The following is a 14,041-nucleotide window of genomic DNA, read 5'->3' as shown; positions in this document are numbered from 1 at the left end:
ACGCTACGACTTCACGTCCGCAAGCGATCGTTCGTCGGCACCCTCGTCGAAGAGAATGCTGCGATCTCTCGCGGCCACCGCATCCCCGCCTCGCGTGTCGTGACGATCGCGCGCAACGCCCCTCTCGTTGAGGCGGGATGGCCGGGAGATAAACACATATTCCGAAAAAGCGAAAGAGTTTTCTTTTCGAAATGCCGAAAAACTGAAGAGGCGACGCCCGATCCCATCGCGGCTGATCTTGCCCGAACCGGAGGTCGGGCTCTTCCCGGGCGCTCGGCCCGCCTCGGGTCCGGACATTCCTGGCGTCCGCCTCAACCAGCACGTGGCTGGGGCGTCGTGCCATCGCGTCCGTCCGGTCCTTGGCTCGGTTCCCGGTTTGCGCGATCCTGTTAGGAGTTCCCTCATACTTCTCTTAAATCCGGCGTTAAGTCGCCCGCGGCAGGGTATCGGCGAGGAGTTGCCGATGTCAGTCCATGATGACGATGCGCGCCGCCTGGAAGCTCTCGCGGAACTCGACATTCTCGATACGCCCAGTGAGGTCGCGTTCGATCGTCTCACCGGGCTGTGCCGGAAGATCTTCGGCGTCCCGATGTCGACGCTGACCTTGATCGACGGCCATCGCCAATGGTTCAAGTCGGCCGTGGGCATGGCGGATCGCGAGGGCGAGCGCCGGCCGGCGCTGTGCAACTATGCGATCAGGGAGCTCGAGCCCCTGATCATCCCCGACACGCATCGGGACGAGCGCTTGGCGGATAATGTGCTCGTCCACGGCAGGCCCTTCATTCGATTCTATGCCGGCGCGCAGCTTCGCATCTCCGGCGTCAATATCGGCACCTTGTGCGTCATGGATACGACGCCGCGTGAGTTCAGTGCCCATGATGTGGACGTGCTGAAGGATCTCGCTGCGATTGCCGTCGACGAGCTGATGCTGCGCAATCTGAGCATGCGCGACGGCCTGACCGGCGCGCTGTCGCGCCGCGCCTTCCGCAACGAAGGCGAGCGTTTGCGGGCGCTCGCCGAGCGGCACGGACAGAAGCTCACCTGCGCCCTGATCGACATCGATCACTTCAAGCTGGTGAACGACAGCTACGGCCACGCCGTCGGCGATCTCGTCCTATCCAGGGTGGTCGAGGCCTGCCGGGCCGTACTGCGAGCCTCGGACGCCATCGGCCGTCTTGGCGGGGAGGAGTTCGGTGTCCTCCTGCCGCATACGGGTCTCCGCGACGGCCTCGCGGTGCTCGAAAAGGTGCGGATGGCGATCGCGGGCCTTGCGATCGAAAGTCCATGCGGACCGATCCGCGTCACGGCCAGCTTTGGCGCGGCGGATCTCGCTCGCGGGCTGCGATTCGAGGCTCTGCTGGAGCGTGCCGATCTGGCGATGTATTCGGCGAAGGACAGTGGCCGGAACCGGGGCGTCGCATGGGTCGAGGCAGCGCCATCGATCGCGCCTTCGCTGCGGCGGGTGTTCAAGGCGGGACAGATCGCGTTCAATGCAGGACGGTCGTCCTTCGATTGCACGGTTCGGGCGCTGTCCGAGACGGCGGCGTCGCTCGACGTGATCTCGATGGCCGACGTGCCCGAGCACTTCAAGCTCGCAATCGCCAGCGACGGTTTCTCCCGGGCCTGCCGCATGACCTCGCGCTCCGACAAGCGGATCGAGGTCGCCTTCGTGTAGTTGATGCGGGCTTGCCGAGTCCGAGGATTGAGATCGCTGCTGTTGACGACGTCGGGAGCGCTGACATCGCGCAGGGTGACGGAGCGCAGGCTGCGTTTGACAAATGGCCTCGAGGGGCTCTTATTTGTCCGCCCAGGTTGACGGGAGTTTGCCATGCATCTTCGTCACTTGATCGTCGCGTCGGTGGTCTTGATCACCTTTGGACAGTTCGACCCCGCGTCGGCGCAGGACGCTTTTTCCACCAACATCGATCGGCCCGGCGCCGACTACCGCAGCTTCGACACCTATGAGGATGCGCAGGCCTGCCGGCAGACCTGCAATCGCGAGATGCCGCGGTGCCGCGCCTGGACCTACGTCAAGGCGCCGGCCAACTGGCACGGGCTGCAGCAGCCGCCCGCACGGTGCTGGCTGAAGAGCATCGTGCCGCGCGCGCGGGCCAATCCGTGCTGTATTTCCGGCGTATCGGGCGGCCAGAGGATCGACTAGGCGCCAGGTTCTCGAGCAACGTCATCCCGTCGGTCCGGGAGCCCCGGAGGTGTGCCCCTCAGAAATGAGTTGCGTACCTCAAAAAACGCGCTAAGTTCCTCAACCCGAAGGGGAGGAGCATGAACGCACCGCTGACATTGCGGGACATTGCGCGGCAGGCAGGCGTCAGCCTCGCCACCGTCGACCGTGTGTTGCACAATCGGCCGGGCGTACGGCCCGACACGGTTCGGCGCGTCAAGGACGCGATGGCGCGCAGTGCGTTCCAGCCGCATGCGGCAGCCTCGGAGTTGGCGAGGGCGCGCTCGCGGCGCTTTGCCTTCGTGATGCCGTCCGGGGGCAACCCTTTCATGCAGCAGATCCAGGCGCATCTCGGTGAGCTCGCAAACTGGATGGCGGCGCGCCGGCTCTCGGTCGACGTGCTGGCAACGGACGTGTTCGATGCGGCTGTCCTGGCGGAGCGGCTCGAAGACCTGGTCGGCCGCGTCGACGGCGTCGCCGTGGTCGCGCTCGATCATCCGAGCGTGCGTGCCGCGATCAACGATCTCGTCGAATCCGGCACCAAGGTCGTCACTTTGGTTTCCGACGTGCCCTCGTCGCGGCGACACCATTATGTCGGGATCGACAACATCGCCGCCGGCCGCACCGCCGGCGCGCTCGTCGGGCGCTTTGCCGGGGGCAGGACCGGGCGGGTCGCGATCATGGCGGGCTCGCAGTCGCTGCGCGATCATGCCGAGCGCATCTTCGGCTTCAGCCAGGTGATGGCGGCGGAGTTTCGACAATTTGAGGTTTTGCCTGTCGCTGAGGGGCATGACGAAGATGACCGCTCAGAAAACCTCATGCGCAAATTGCTGGCCGAGCATCGCGATATCGTCGGTCTCTACAATGTCGGTGCCGGCACGGCCGGTGTCGCCAAGGCATTGACCGAGTCCGGCCGCGCCGGCGAGACCGTGTTCGTCGGCCACGACGTGACCGCGCTGACGCGCAAGCTGCTGTTGTCGGGCGTAATGGATGCGGCGATCTCGCAAAATCCGGGACACGAGGCGCGCTCGGCCGTGCGCGTGCTGCTGGCGCTGGCGCGCGGCGAGGCGCTTCTGAGCGAACAGGAAACGATCCGCATCGACATCGTGATGCGGGACAACCTGCCGTGAGCTGCCGGCGCGGCGCGGTTGCAGCGCCGCGCACAGCGCAGGATAGGCAGGGAAGAAGAATTGGACCGCTGGTTTCGAGGCGACGCAGATCGCCGACATCTGGTGATCCGCGTGGGAGGAGTGAGCGTCGTGTATCTCGGACTGGATGTCGGCACCTCCGGCGTGAAGGCCGTGCTGGAGGACGAGGCGGGCGCGCTGGTCGCGAGCGCGTCGCGTCCGCTGGCGCTGTCGCATCCGCAACCGCTGTGGTCCGAGCAGAATCCGGATCATTGGGTCGAGGCCGTCATTGGCGCGGTCGATGATCTCGCTCGCGCCCATCCGCGTGAGACGGCCGCCGTCAGCGGCATCGGTCTGTCCGGCCAGATGCACGGCGCGACCCTGCTCGGCCGCGACGGACGGCCGCTGCGTCCCGCCATTCTGTGGAACGACGGTCGCTCGCAAGCCGAATGCGCCGAGCTCGAACGGCGCTGTCCAGAGCTGCACGCGATCGCCGGCAATCTCGCGATGCCCGGTTTCACCGCGCCGAAGCTCGTCTGGGTGGCGAAGCACGAGCCGAAGGTCTTCTCCGAGGTGGCGAAGGTTCTGCTGCCAAAGGCCTATGTGCGCTATCGCCTGTCCGGCGAGATGGTCGAGGACATGTCGGACGCGGCCGGCACCTTGTGGCTCGATGTCGGCGCGCGGCGCTGGTCGCAGACGCTGCTCGCTGCCACGGGACTTGGTCTCGATCACATGCCCCGTCTGGTCGAAGGCAATGAGCCGAGCGCCGTGCTCTCGCGCGAGCTGGCGCAGCGCTGGGGCATGGCTGCGAACGTCGTCATCGCCGGCGGTGCCGGCGACAATGCCGCGAGCGCGATCGGGCTTGGCGCGATCACGCCCGGCGATGCGTTCCTGTCGCTGGGCACGTCCGGCGTGCTGTTCCGGGTGACCGACCGCTTCGCGCCGGCGCCGGAATCCGCGGTGCATGCGTTCTGTCACGCGCTTGGCGGGCTGTGGCACCAGATGGGCGTGATGCTGTCGGCTGCGGCCTCGCTGTCCTGGCTTGCTCGCATCCTCGAAGCGCCGGAGGCCGTGCTGCTGGCGCCGCTGGGCGCGAGCGTCGAGCGTCCGAGTCCGGTGCAATTCCTGCCTTATCTCGACGGCGAACGGACGCCGCACAATGACGCCCATGCGGCCGGCGCCTTCGTCGGCCTGCGCAGCGCGGCGTCGCGCGGCGATCTCGTGCAGGCGGTGCTCGAAGGTGTCGTGTTTGCCGCGCGCGACATGCTCGGCGCGCTCGGCCGCAGCGATCGTGAGATCACCGAGCTCGATCTCGTCGGCGGCGGCTCGCGATCCCCGTTGTGGGCGCAGATCATGGCCGACGTGCTCGGTGTCACCGTGCACCGGGTCGAGGAAGGCGAGGTCGGCGCCGCCATCGGCGCTTCCAGGCTCGGCCGTCTCGCCGCGACCGGCGCAGCACCAGCCGATGTCTGCCGCAAGCCGCAACGGCTGCAGAGTTTTGAACCCCGCGCCCCGCAGCGCGCGGCTTACGACGACGCCTATGCGCATTGGCGCAGGCTCTATCCTGCTCTCAAGGAGTGCAACTCGTGAACGTCCAGGCTCCCTTTTTCCAGACCGGCGCGACCGTGGCTTATGGCGGGCCCGAGTCACGCAGCCCGCTGTCGTTTCGCTGGTACGACAAGGATCGCATCGTCCGAGGCAAGCGGATGGAGGACCATCTGCGCTTCGCGGTCTGCTACTGGCATTCACTGTGCTGGCCGGGCGGCGATCCGTTCGGCGGCGAGACATTTTTGCGCCCGTGGCAGCATGGTGATGATGCGATGGCGATGGCGCGCGCCAAGGCCGATGTCGCGTTCGAGCTGTTCCGTCTGCTCGACGTGCCGTTCTTCACCTTCCATGACGTCGATGCCGCGCCCGAGGGCGCGACGCTGAAGGAGTCCGTCGCCAACCTCAATGCCATCGCCGACCTGTTCGAGCAGAAGATGGCCTCGGCCAAGGTGCGGCTGCTGTGGGGCACCGCGAACCTGTTCTCGCACCGCCGCTACATGGCGGGTGCCGCGACCAACCCAGATCCGGATGTCTTCACCTATGCGGCTGGACAGGTGCGTGCCGCGCTCGAAGTGACGCACCGGCTCGGCGGGCAGAACTACGTGCTGTGGGGCGGCCGCGAGGGCTATGAGACCTTGCTCAACACCGACATGAAGCGCGAGCTCGACCAGCTCGGCCGTTTCGTCTCGCTCGTGGTCGAGCACAAGCACAAGATCGGTTTCAAGGGCCCGCTGCTGATCGAGCCGAAGCCGAAGGAGCCGACCAAGCATCAATATGATTTCGACGTCGCCACCTGCTACGGCTTCCTGCGGCGCTATGACCTGCTCGACGACGTCAAGCTCAACATCGAGCAGAACCACGCCATCCTCGCCGGCCATTCGTTCCAGCACGAGATCATGCTGGCGCAGGCGCTCGGCGTGTTCGGCTCGCTCGATATCAACCGCGGCGACGATCTCTTGGGCTGGGACACCGACCAGTTCGCGATGAACGTGCCGGAGCTGGTGCTCGCGTTCCATGAGATCCTCAAGGGCGGTGGCTTCACCACCGGCGGGCTCAACTTCGATGCCAAGATCCGCCGGCAGTCGATCGATCCCGACGATCTGCTGCATGCCCATGTCGGCTCCATGGACGCCTGTGCGCGCGCGCTGATCGCGGCCGACGAGATGCTTGAAGCTGGTGCGCTGACCGCGCCGCTCGCGCAGCGCTATGCCGGCTGGGACGGCGAGGAGGGGCGGGCGATCCTGGCCGGCCGGCGCTCGCTCGCCGCGCTGGCCGACCGCGCCGTCGAAGGTGGCCTCGATCCGCAACCGCGCTCGGGCCGGCAGGAATATCTCGAGAGCGTGGTGAACCGCTATGTCTGACGCCAGCAGTCTGGGCGCGACGACCAACGACGACGGGAGCACCGCCATGAGCATGGCCGCAGCCGGGCAGCCGGTTCTGGAGCTGAAAGGCATCGGCAAGCAGTTCGGCGCGATCCGCGCGCTGCAGAGCGTGGATCTTTCGATCGCTGCCGGCGAGGTGGTCGGCCTGATGGGTGACAACGGCGCCGGCAAGTCGACCCTGGTGCGTATCATTGCCGGCAACTTCCCGCCGAGCCAGGGCACGATCCATTTCGGCGGCCGCGAGGTGCACTTCCATCGCCCGATGGATTCGCGCAGCGTCGGCATCGAGGTCGTGTATCAGGACCTCGCGCTCGCCAACAATCTGACCGCCGCCGCCAACGTGTTTCTCGGCCGCGAGCTGAAGCGCAATTTCGGGCCGCTGGTGCTGCTCGATCACAAGGGCATGGAGGCGCGCGCGCTGGAGCTGTTCCGCGAGCTGCGCTCGGAGACGCGGCCGAACGATCTCGTCAAGGACATGTCCGGCGGCCAGCGCCAGGCGGTGGCGATCGCGCGCACGCGGCTCTCCAACGCCAGGCTCGTGATGATGGACGAGCCGACCGCGGCGATCTCGGTGCGCCAGGTCGAGCAGGTGCTGAGCCTGATCCACCGGCTGAAAGAGCAGGGCATCGCCGTGATGCTGATCTCGCACCGCATGCCCGACATCTTCGCCGTCTGCGATCGCGTCGTGGTGATGCGGCGCGGCGAGAAGAAGGCCGATAAGCCGGTCGGCGAGACCAGCCCGGAGGAAGTGACCGCGCTGATCACCGGCGCCAAGGAGGCGGCGTGATGTCCGTTCCATCGGAAACCCAGGTGCCGGAAACCGCAGCGCCCGACCTGCAGGTCACCTTCACCAATGTCGGCGCCACGAAATGGTGGAATCGCGGCCTGTTCGCCTCGCAGACCGCCTATGTGACGCTGGCACTGCTCGCGCTCATCGTCGTGATGAGCTTTGCAAGTCCTTATTTCCTCACCGAAGGCAATCTGCAGAACGTCGCCAAGAATTTTTCGTTCATCGCGATCGCCACGCTCGGCATCACCTTCGTGATCATCACCGGCGGCATCGACCTCTCGGTCGGCTCGCTGATGGCCTTTGCGGCGATGATCACCTCGATGGTGATGACGACGCTATCGACGCCGGGCATGCCGCTGGCGTCGCTGTTCGTGCACCTCGCGGCCGACGGCAAGACCGTGGTCGCCAACGTGCCCGGCCTGATCCTGATCGTCTCGGTGCTGGCCGGCCTCGCGGTGTCGCTGCTCGTCGGCCTCATCAACGGTGCCTGTATCGCCTTGCTCGGCCTGTCGCCGTTCGTGACCACGCTCGGCATGCTGTCGATCGTGCGCGGCCTCGGCTATGTCGTCTCCAACGGCAAGGGCAGCTTTCCGGGCGGGCCGGACGCGGTGTATTTCTATGCGCTGACGCAGGGTGATGTGGCCGGCGTTCCCGCGCCGTTCATCTATCTCATCATACTCGCCTTGGTGATGGCGCTGGTGCTGCACCACACCGCGTTCGGCCGTCACGTGTTCGCGCTCGGCGGCAACGAGAAGGCGGCGGAGCTGACCGGCGTCTCGGTGCCGCGCGTCAAGATCGAGGTCTATGTGATCGGCGCGCTCGCCGCCGGACTGCAGGGCATCATCATCTCCGGTTGGCTCGGATCTGCGCCCGCCAACATGGCGACGTCCTACGAGCTCAACGTGATCGCAGCCGCCGTGATCGGCGGCGCCAACCTCGCCGGCGGCATCGGCGGTCCGCTCGGCGCCATCGTCGGCTGCGTGCTGCTCGAGGTGATCAGAAATGGTCTGGTGTTGGCACAGGTCAATTCCTACTGGCAACAGACCCTGGTCGGCGTGATCATCATCGCCGCCGTGCTGGTCGACCGCCTCCGCGCGCGGCTGTTGTGACGAGATACTGTCCGGGATGTGACTGCTTACGTCTATCCGCGCCCGGCACAGACAATCACGGATAGACATGGAGGAGGGAACACCATGAAGAAGTTGCTCTATGCGGTTGCGTCGCTCGCGATTCTGATGGCCCCGGCGCAGGCCGAGACCAAATACCGTTTCGCCATCGTGCCGAAGGCGATGAACAATCCGTTCTTCGACGTCGCGCGCGACGGCTGCCTGAAGCGCGCCAAGGAGCTCGGCAATGTCGAGTGCATCTACAAGGGCCCGGTCGAGCACGAGCCGGCCACGCAGGCGCAGATCATCCAGGACTTCATCACCCAGAAGGTCGACGGCATCGCCATCTCGGTCGCCGACGTTCCATCCATGACCAAGTCGATCGAGGCGGCGGCGGCGGCGGGCATCGCGGTCATCACGTTCGATGCGGATGCGCCGGGCTCCAAGCGATCAGCCTATATCGGCACCAACAACAAGGATTTCGGCCTGGCGCTCGGGAAGCAGCTCGCGCAGCTGAAGCCCGAGGGCGGCAAGTACGCGATCGTCTCGGGCGGCCCCGGCGCCAAGAACCTGGCCGAGCGTGTCGATGGCGTCCGCGAATCCCTGAAGGGCACGAAGTGGGTGGAGGTGGCGGGCTCGCCGACCTTCTGCAACGACGATCCCGCGCTCGCCGTGCAGCAGATGTCCGATCTGCGGACCGCCACGCCCGATCTCGGCGCCATCGTGCCGATCGGCGGTTGGCCGATGTTCGCGCCCGAAGGCTACAAGGCCTTCGTCAACAAGAACCGCAAGGACATCGACGCCGGCAAGCTGACGCTCGTCGTCGCCGACACCTTGAAGATGCAGCTCGAGCTGCTCCGCGACGGCTACTCCAACGCGCTCACCGGCCAGCGCCCGTTCGAGATGGGCGAGAAGGCGATGGACACGCTGCTCGCGCTCAAGAAGGGCGAGAAGGTGCCCGACGTGATCTACACGGGTCTCGACCTCGTCACCAAGGACAACGTGGCGAAGCTGTTGAACTAAGTTCCTCCCGGGGAAAACCTGGCGGTCCGGCAACCGGCTTCGGCCGGCGGCTGGACCGCCCTTTTTTGTTTTGGACGATGCATGAGGTGCCGGCGCTTGACCCGGCCGCCGTTCGCTTTGTCCCAGCCCAGTGGAGAGCAGGCGATCGTTTAACGCCACTGTCATCGTCCGCGCAGGCGGACGATCCAGTATTCCAGAGGCGGCTGTGATCAATCGAGGGGCCGCGGCGTACTGGATCATCCGCTGGAGCCTGTCCTCGGGCTCGCCGAAGGCGAGACCCGGGGGCGGATGATGACGGCGGTGGGTGGCGCCATGGCGTGCCTCAATCGATTGACAATATCATATATCGGACCTAAGTCAGATATTATGCTCGACCCAATCTCCCGCGTCCGCCGCTTCAACCGCGCCGTTACCTCGGAGGTCGGCGCGCTCGATACGTCGTTCCTCGGCCGCGGGCGTCCGCTCGGCGCCGCTCGCGTCCTCAACGCGATCGGTCACGGCCGCAGCGACGTCGCCGAGCTGCGCGATTATCTCGCGCTCGACTCGGGACTGATGAGCCGGCTGTTGCGCAGCCTCGAGGAGGAGGGTTTGGTGACGACGAAGCCGCATCCTGATGATGCGCGCCGCCGCATCGCAAAGCTCACGAGCGCCGGCCGGCGCGAGTTCGAAGCGTATGAGACGCTCTCCAATGCGCAGGCCCAGTCGATGCTGGCGCGCCACAGCCAGCCCGAGGCGCTGCTCGCGGCGATGGACATGGTCGCCGCCGCGCTCGGACGCAGCCGCATCGGCATCGACGAGGTCGATCCGCGCGGCGACCAGGCGCGCTATTGCCTCGGTGAATATTACGGCGAGCTGTCGCGCCGTTTCGAACGCGGCTTCGACGTGGCGCTATCGCGTGATCCGGACGCCCAGGACATGATGCCGCCGCGCGGCGCGTTCTTCATCGCGCTGTCCGACGGCCTGCCGCTCGGCTGCGTCGGACTGAAAGGCACCGGCGGTGATATCGCCGAGATCAAGCGGCTGTGGGTCGCCCCCGCCGCGCGCGGCCTCGGCCTCGGCCGGCGCTTGATGGAGGCGGCCGAGGCCGCCGCGCGCAGACTTTCGATCACGACGCTGCGCCTCGACACCAACAGCGCGCTCGCGGAGGCCATGCAGCTCTATCGCCGCACCGGCTGGACCGAGATCGAGCGCTTCAATGACGATCCCTATCCGGACCTGTTCTTCGAGAAGCAGCTGTGAGCGGGATGCTGCCTACGCGCGCATCGAGCTGTCGCGCGATGGACAAGATCGCGCTCGCTGTTTCGGCCGGACACAACGTCGGATGAAGATGGCTTCCGCTCAGCCGCTCGACAGGCCAGCCGCGCCGCAGCGCTTCGGCCGCGGCATGGTCGTAGATCGCCGATGTCTGAACGAAGCCGGCAGGCACATGATCCCAGGGCGCCAGATCGATCGCATCGTCGAACCAGCTGATCGGCATGGTGGGAAGTCCCGCTTCGAACTGCGCAAGCGCGGGAGGATCATGAGCCAGACGATCCAGGCCGACAAGCGCGGCGCGCTCGGGAACATGCGAGAACCAGCGTGACCAGACCGGCAGCGTGCCGTCTTCCGCCGCGAGGCTGCGGATGAAATCGTGAAGGGCCGGCCGGACAGGAGCTGCGCGGCCCTGCGTGGGCGGAATATCGCCGTCGACGATGATCACCCCGCGGGTGGAAAGCTTCGTTGCGAGATCAGCGACCAGCACGCTTGCCGAACTGTGCCCGACCAGGATCGGCCCTGCGGCAGGCGCGACGTGGTCGAGCAGATGCCGAGACCACGTGTGCCAGGCAGGCGGCTCGGCGCAATGAGCCAGAATATCCGGCACCTGCACCGGCCAGCCGGCCTGACGGAGATCGTCAGCCGTCGGCTCCCAGCTTGCGGCGCGGACCATCGGACCCGCGACGAGGATGAACTCTGCTGACATGATGGCTCAACCCTGAATGTGTTGAAGCACGCGATGCGGCCGCGTCAACCTGCAGCCCCGACCAGCGCCACCTTCATGTTTCGTGCTTCGTAGACGTTGTTGCCGTCCGCGAGCACGCGGCCGTCGGCGATGCCGAGCACCAGCCGGCCGCGCTTGACCTGCCGCATCTCGACCTCATAGCGCACACAGCGGATATCCGGCGTGATCTGGCCTTTGAAATTCACCTCGCCGACACCGGTGGCGCGGCCTTTGCCGGGCGAGCCCGACCAGCCCAGCCAATACCCCACCATCTGCCACATCGCGTCGAGCCCCAGGCATCCCGGCATCACCGGATCGCCGCGAAACAGGCAGTCGAAGAACCAGAGTCTTGGCGTGATATCCAACTCGCCGACGATATGGCCCTTGCGGTAGGCGCCGCCGTCCAGGCTGAGCTCGGTGATCCGATCGATCATCAGCATCGGCGGCGCCGGCAGCTATGCATTGCCCGGACCGAAATAGCCGCCGTCGCCGGATTGGAGCAGGTCCTCTTTCGTGTAGGACGATTTCGGCGTGTGAAAGTCGTGCGGGTTGGGCAAGGTGCCATCTCTCCGTTCAACAGCTGGACGTCGAAAAACGAGCCTCGGTGTCCGCCTTGCGACGCCTCCGCATAACATAAAGCATGGGATCGCAGCGCATGCCGTTCAAGCGCGAGCGGCGGAAAATAGCGCACGAGTTCGATTCCGGCCGATGCAGCAGACTCGTGTTAAATCATGGAGCAGCCCAAAGAGTGGGCGTATCAATCCGCCGAGCGGCGATTGGAGTGATCGCAGATGACAGAGGACGAACGGCCGAAGGGCATCTTGAAAAACCTTCGCAGCCCGTTCGTCAAACGATGCGCAGTCCTGAGGAGCTCGCGCCGCTGGCCATGCAGATCGCCATGCGTGCCGATCTCATGACGAGGCTGCGCGAGGTAAGAGGGTGCGAGGATGAGGATCGCGTGAGTAAGATGATCGACGAGATCAGGGACTACGCCCGTAGCCTCGACCCTAGGGTAACACATGCCGAGGGCGCGCGGTTGGCGCTCATGCTCGCGGAGCATCTCGATCAGCGAGGCACCGAGCGACCGTGATGGGAACCCGTTGCGCCGAGCGCTCTCGACGCAGTCTTGGCGCAGGATGAACCGAACGTGCGTCAATGTGCGCGTTTTGTCGCGCTTTCGCCACGGTTGGGCTTGCCGGCCATGTCGGGCCAGCATGTCGTTAACCTCCCTGCCTTACTTCACCCCAAGACGTGATCGAGCGTATAGATCGTGATGTGTCGCGTTGGCGGCGCAGGGCGGAACCGCAGCGAACATCGGGATAGCGCATGGTGAGACGATCCACGGCAGCTCGGACCACCGGCATGACACGGCGTCGGGGATCGGTCTTGACGGCCTTCGCGGCGCTGGCCGTGCTGGCTCTGCCCGGCTCCGGCGCGGACGCGCGGCAGGCGCGCCCGGCGCCGGTCGTCGAAGCCACGGCGCCGCGCCCGCATGGCGAGCCGATCATGGCGATCGTGTCGATCAAGGCCCAGAAGGTCACGTTCTACGATTCGGAGGGCTGGATCTGGCGAGCGCCGGTGTCGACCGGCGTGTCGGGCCGCGAGACCCCGGCCGGCGTGTTCGCGATCATCGAGAAGGACAAGGACCACCACTCCACGCTCTATGACGATGCGTGGATGCCGAACATGCAGCGCATCACCTGGAACGGCGTCGCGCTGCATGGCGGGCCGTTGCCCGGCTACGCCGCCTCGCATGGCTGCGTGCGGATGCCCTATGGATTTGCCGAGAAGCTGTTCGACCAGACCTGGATCGGCATGCGTGTGATCATCGCCCCCGGCGACGTCGCCGCGGTCGATTTTTCGCATCCTGCCTTGTTCGTTCCGAATGCCGAGGCGCTGGCGGCCGCCCCGTCGCGCGCCGCGACACTTGGCCGCGAGGCTGAGGATGCCGCCAAGACCGCCGGCGAGGCCAAGACCGCCGCCGCGATCGCCGATCGCGAGGCCAAGTCGCTGAAGGCCGCGCTGCGGAAGCTGGAGCAGGCCAAGGCGCGCGCCGATGCCGAGCTGAAGATCGCCGACAGGAAGCTCGCCGCAGCCAAGACCGATCAGGCCAGGGCCCAGGCCGAGGAGGCGAAGCAGAAGGCCGTGGCCAATGCCGCCGACGCGGCGGCTCAATTGGACGCCGCCCGGACCGACACGACGGCCAAGCTCGACGCCGCCGCAACGACGAAGGAAGCCGCCAAGGCGGCCGCCGGCAAGAAGACCGATATCGCCAAGGCGGCCGAGGAGGCGAAGCTCGCGACCGAGCCGGTCTCGGTCTATATCAGCCGCTCGACGCAGATGCTCTATGTCAGGCGCAACACGCACAAGCCGGCGCGCGACGGTGGCGGCGAAGTGTTCGATACCTCGCTCGAGGCACCGGTCACGATCCGCGATCCCGACCGGCCCCTCGGCACCCACGTGTTCACGGCGGTGGCGCAGAACGGTTCAGGGCTGCGCTGGACGGCGGTGACGATCGACGACGGCGACGACGCGAAGGACGCGCTCGACCGCATCACCATTCCCCGCGACGTGCTGGCCCGGATCGCGCCGACGGCCGTGGCGCGATCCTCGATCATCGTCTCGGACGAGCCGCTGTCGACCGAGACCAATTATCGCACCGAGTTCGTCGCGGTCTTGAGCAATCAGCCGCAGGGCGGCTTCATCACGCGCCGGCCGACGGCGGACGTGAACGTCGCGAGCGGCGACGAATATGACGACGGCTTCGGCAACTTCTTCCAGCGCAGCTGGGACGGCCAGCCCGTGGCCCCACCGCGCCGGCGTGCGCCGCCTCAGACCTATTTCCGGCCGGTCCAGCCGGGCTGGTGGTAACCAGCCCGCACGGTTGGCAACCGCGCAGGCGCGCGGG

13 protein-coding genes and 1 pseudogene are annotated in these 14,041 nt (G+C 66.3%); 11 read left to right on the top strand and 3 right to left on the bottom strand.

Going from position 1 to position 14,041, the window contains the following annotated elements:
* Positions 1 to 3 precede the first annotated feature (3 nt).
* A complete protein-coding gene (locus S58_RS39120) occupies positions 4 to 297 on the bottom strand; it encodes a hypothetical protein (RefSeq protein WP_244440639.1) in 294 nt (97 codons plus the stop codon).
* A gap of 79 nt (positions 298 to 376) precedes the next feature.
* Between S58_RS39120 and S58_RS25705 the strand changes: the two genes are divergently transcribed.
* The 9 genes from S58_RS25705 (at position 377) to S58_RS25665 (ending at position 10,394) form a co-directional block, all read left to right on the top strand.
* Positions 377 to 1,675, top strand: a complete 1,299-nt coding sequence (locus S58_RS25705; RefSeq protein WP_244440638.1) for a sensor domain-containing diguanylate cyclase — start codon at positions 377 to 379, stop codon at positions 1,673 to 1,675.
* A gap of 153 nt (positions 1,676 to 1,828) precedes the next feature.
* The gene (locus tag S58_RS25700; RefSeq protein WP_015668311.1) at positions 1,829 to 2,161 is read left to right on the top strand and encodes a PAN domain-containing protein; all 333 of its coding nucleotides are present in this window, start codon (positions 1,829 to 1,831) and stop codon (positions 2,159 to 2,161) included.
* A 119-nt stretch (positions 2,162 to 2,280) separates the two neighbouring features.
* A complete protein-coding gene (locus S58_RS25695) occupies positions 2,281 to 3,309 on the top strand; it encodes a LacI family DNA-binding transcriptional regulator (protein WP_015668310.1) in 1,029 nt (342 codons plus the stop codon).
* A 129-nt stretch (positions 3,310 to 3,438) separates the two neighbouring features.
* A complete protein-coding gene (xylB, locus tag S58_RS25690) occupies positions 3,439 to 4,896 on the top strand; it encodes a xylulokinase (RefSeq protein ID WP_015668309.1) in 1,458 nt (485 codons plus the stop codon).
* On the top strand, positions 4,893 to 6,215 hold the full coding sequence (gene xylA / locus S58_RS25685; RefSeq protein ID WP_015668308.1) for a xylose isomerase: 1,323 nt from the start codon (positions 4,893 to 4,895) through the stop codon (positions 6,213 to 6,215). The genes xylB and xylA overlap by 4 nt, the downstream gene beginning before the upstream one ends.
* Positions 6,216 to 6,261: 46 nt before the next feature.
* On the top strand, positions 6,262 to 7,023 hold the full coding sequence (locus tag S58_RS25680; protein WP_173424437.1) for an ATP-binding cassette domain-containing protein: 762 nt from the start codon (positions 6,262 to 6,264) through the stop codon (positions 7,021 to 7,023).
* Positions 7,023 to 8,135, top strand: coding sequence for an ABC transporter permease (locus S58_RS25675; protein ID WP_015668306.1), 1,113 nt, complete (start codon positions 7,023 to 7,025; stop codon positions 8,133 to 8,135). The genes S58_RS25680 and S58_RS25675 overlap by 1 nt, the downstream gene beginning before the upstream one ends.
* Positions 8,136 to 8,219: 84 nt before the next feature.
* Positions 8,220 to 9,155: a sugar-binding protein gene (locus S58_RS25670; RefSeq protein WP_015668305.1), complete on the top strand. Its 936-nt coding sequence runs from the start codon at positions 8,220 to 8,222 to the stop codon at positions 9,153 to 9,155.
* 366 nt (positions 9,156 to 9,521) lie between these two features.
* Positions 9,522 to 10,394, top strand: coding sequence for a bifunctional helix-turn-helix transcriptional regulator/GNAT family N-acetyltransferase (locus S58_RS25665; RefSeq protein ID WP_015668304.1), 873 nt, complete (start codon positions 9,522 to 9,524; stop codon positions 10,392 to 10,394).
* Here S58_RS25665 and S58_RS25660 read toward each other — a convergent pair.
* Both S58_RS25660 and fabA read right to left on the bottom strand, forming a co-directional pair.
* Positions 10,348 to 11,115 (bottom strand): alpha/beta fold hydrolase, encoded by a 768-nt coding sequence (locus tag S58_RS25660; RefSeq protein ID WP_015668303.1) that lies wholly within the window; start codon positions 11,113 to 11,115, stop codon positions 10,348 to 10,350. The two genes, S58_RS25665 and S58_RS25660, sit on opposite strands and share 47 nt — an antisense overlap.
* Positions 11,116 to 11,159: 44 nt before the next feature.
* Positions 11,160 to 11,690: pseudogene (fabA, locus tag S58_RS25655) on the bottom strand (bifunctional 3-hydroxydecanoyl-ACP dehydratase/trans-2-decenoyl-ACP isomerase).
* 98 nt (positions 11,691 to 11,788) lie between these two features.
* Here fabA and S58_RS37795 point away from each other — a divergent pair.
* Entirely contained in the window at positions 11,789 to 12,223 is a 435-nt protein-coding gene (locus tag S58_RS37795; RefSeq protein ID WP_144058390.1) for a hypothetical protein, read from the top strand.
* Positions 12,224 to 12,459: 236 nt separating this feature from the next.
* Positions 12,460 to 14,004, top strand: a complete 1,545-nt coding sequence (locus tag S58_RS25645; RefSeq protein ID WP_042340216.1) for a L,D-transpeptidase — start codon at positions 12,460 to 12,462, stop codon at positions 14,002 to 14,004.
* Positions 14,005 to 14,041: the final 37 nt, after the last annotated feature.

The organism is Bradyrhizobium oligotrophicum S58 (genome assembly GCF_000344805.1).
GTDB lineage: Bacteria > Pseudomonadota > Alphaproteobacteria > Rhizobiales > Xanthobacteraceae > Bradyrhizobium > Bradyrhizobium oligotrophicum.
The sequence above is the reverse complement of the archived record's forward strand: the minus strand, read 5'-3'. Positions and strand labels throughout refer to the sequence as shown.

Coding starts and splice junctions, on each gene's coding strand:
- S58_RS25670 (WP_015668305.1), top strand. CDS start 8,220: ATGAAGAAGTTGCTCTATGCGGTTGCGTCGCTCGCGATTCTGATGGCC.
- S58_RS25680 (WP_173424437.1), top strand. CDS start 6,262: ATGAGCATGGCCGCAGCCGGGCAGCCGGTTCTGGAGCTGAAAGGCATC.
- S58_RS25665 (WP_015668304.1), top strand. CDS start 9,522: ATGCTCGACCCAATCTCCCGCGTCCGCCGCTTCAACCGCGCCGTTACC.
- S58_RS25695 (WP_015668310.1), top strand. CDS start 2,281: ATGAACGCACCGCTGACATTGCGGGACATTGCGCGGCAGGCAGGCGTC.
- S58_RS25675 (WP_015668306.1), top strand. CDS start 7,023: ATGTCCGTTCCATCGGAAACCCAGGTGCCGGAAACCGCAGCGCCCGAC.
- S58_RS25700 (WP_015668311.1), top strand. CDS start 1,829: ATGCATCTTCGTCACTTGATCGTCGCGTCGGTGGTCTTGATCACCTTT.
- S58_RS25660 (WP_015668303.1), bottom strand. CDS start 11,115: ATGTCAGCAGAGTTCATCCTCGTCGCGGGTCCGATGGTCCGCGCCGCA.
- S58_RS25645 (WP_042340216.1), top strand. CDS start 12,460: ATGGTGAGACGATCCACGGCAGCTCGGACCACCGGCATGACACGGCGT.
- S58_RS37795 (WP_144058390.1), top strand. CDS start 11,789: ATGCCGTTCAAGCGCGAGCGGCGGAAAATAGCGCACGAGTTCGATTCC.
- S58_RS39120 (WP_244440639.1), bottom strand. CDS start 297: ATGTCCGGACCCGAGGCGGGCCGAGCGCCCGGGAAGAGCCCGACCTCC.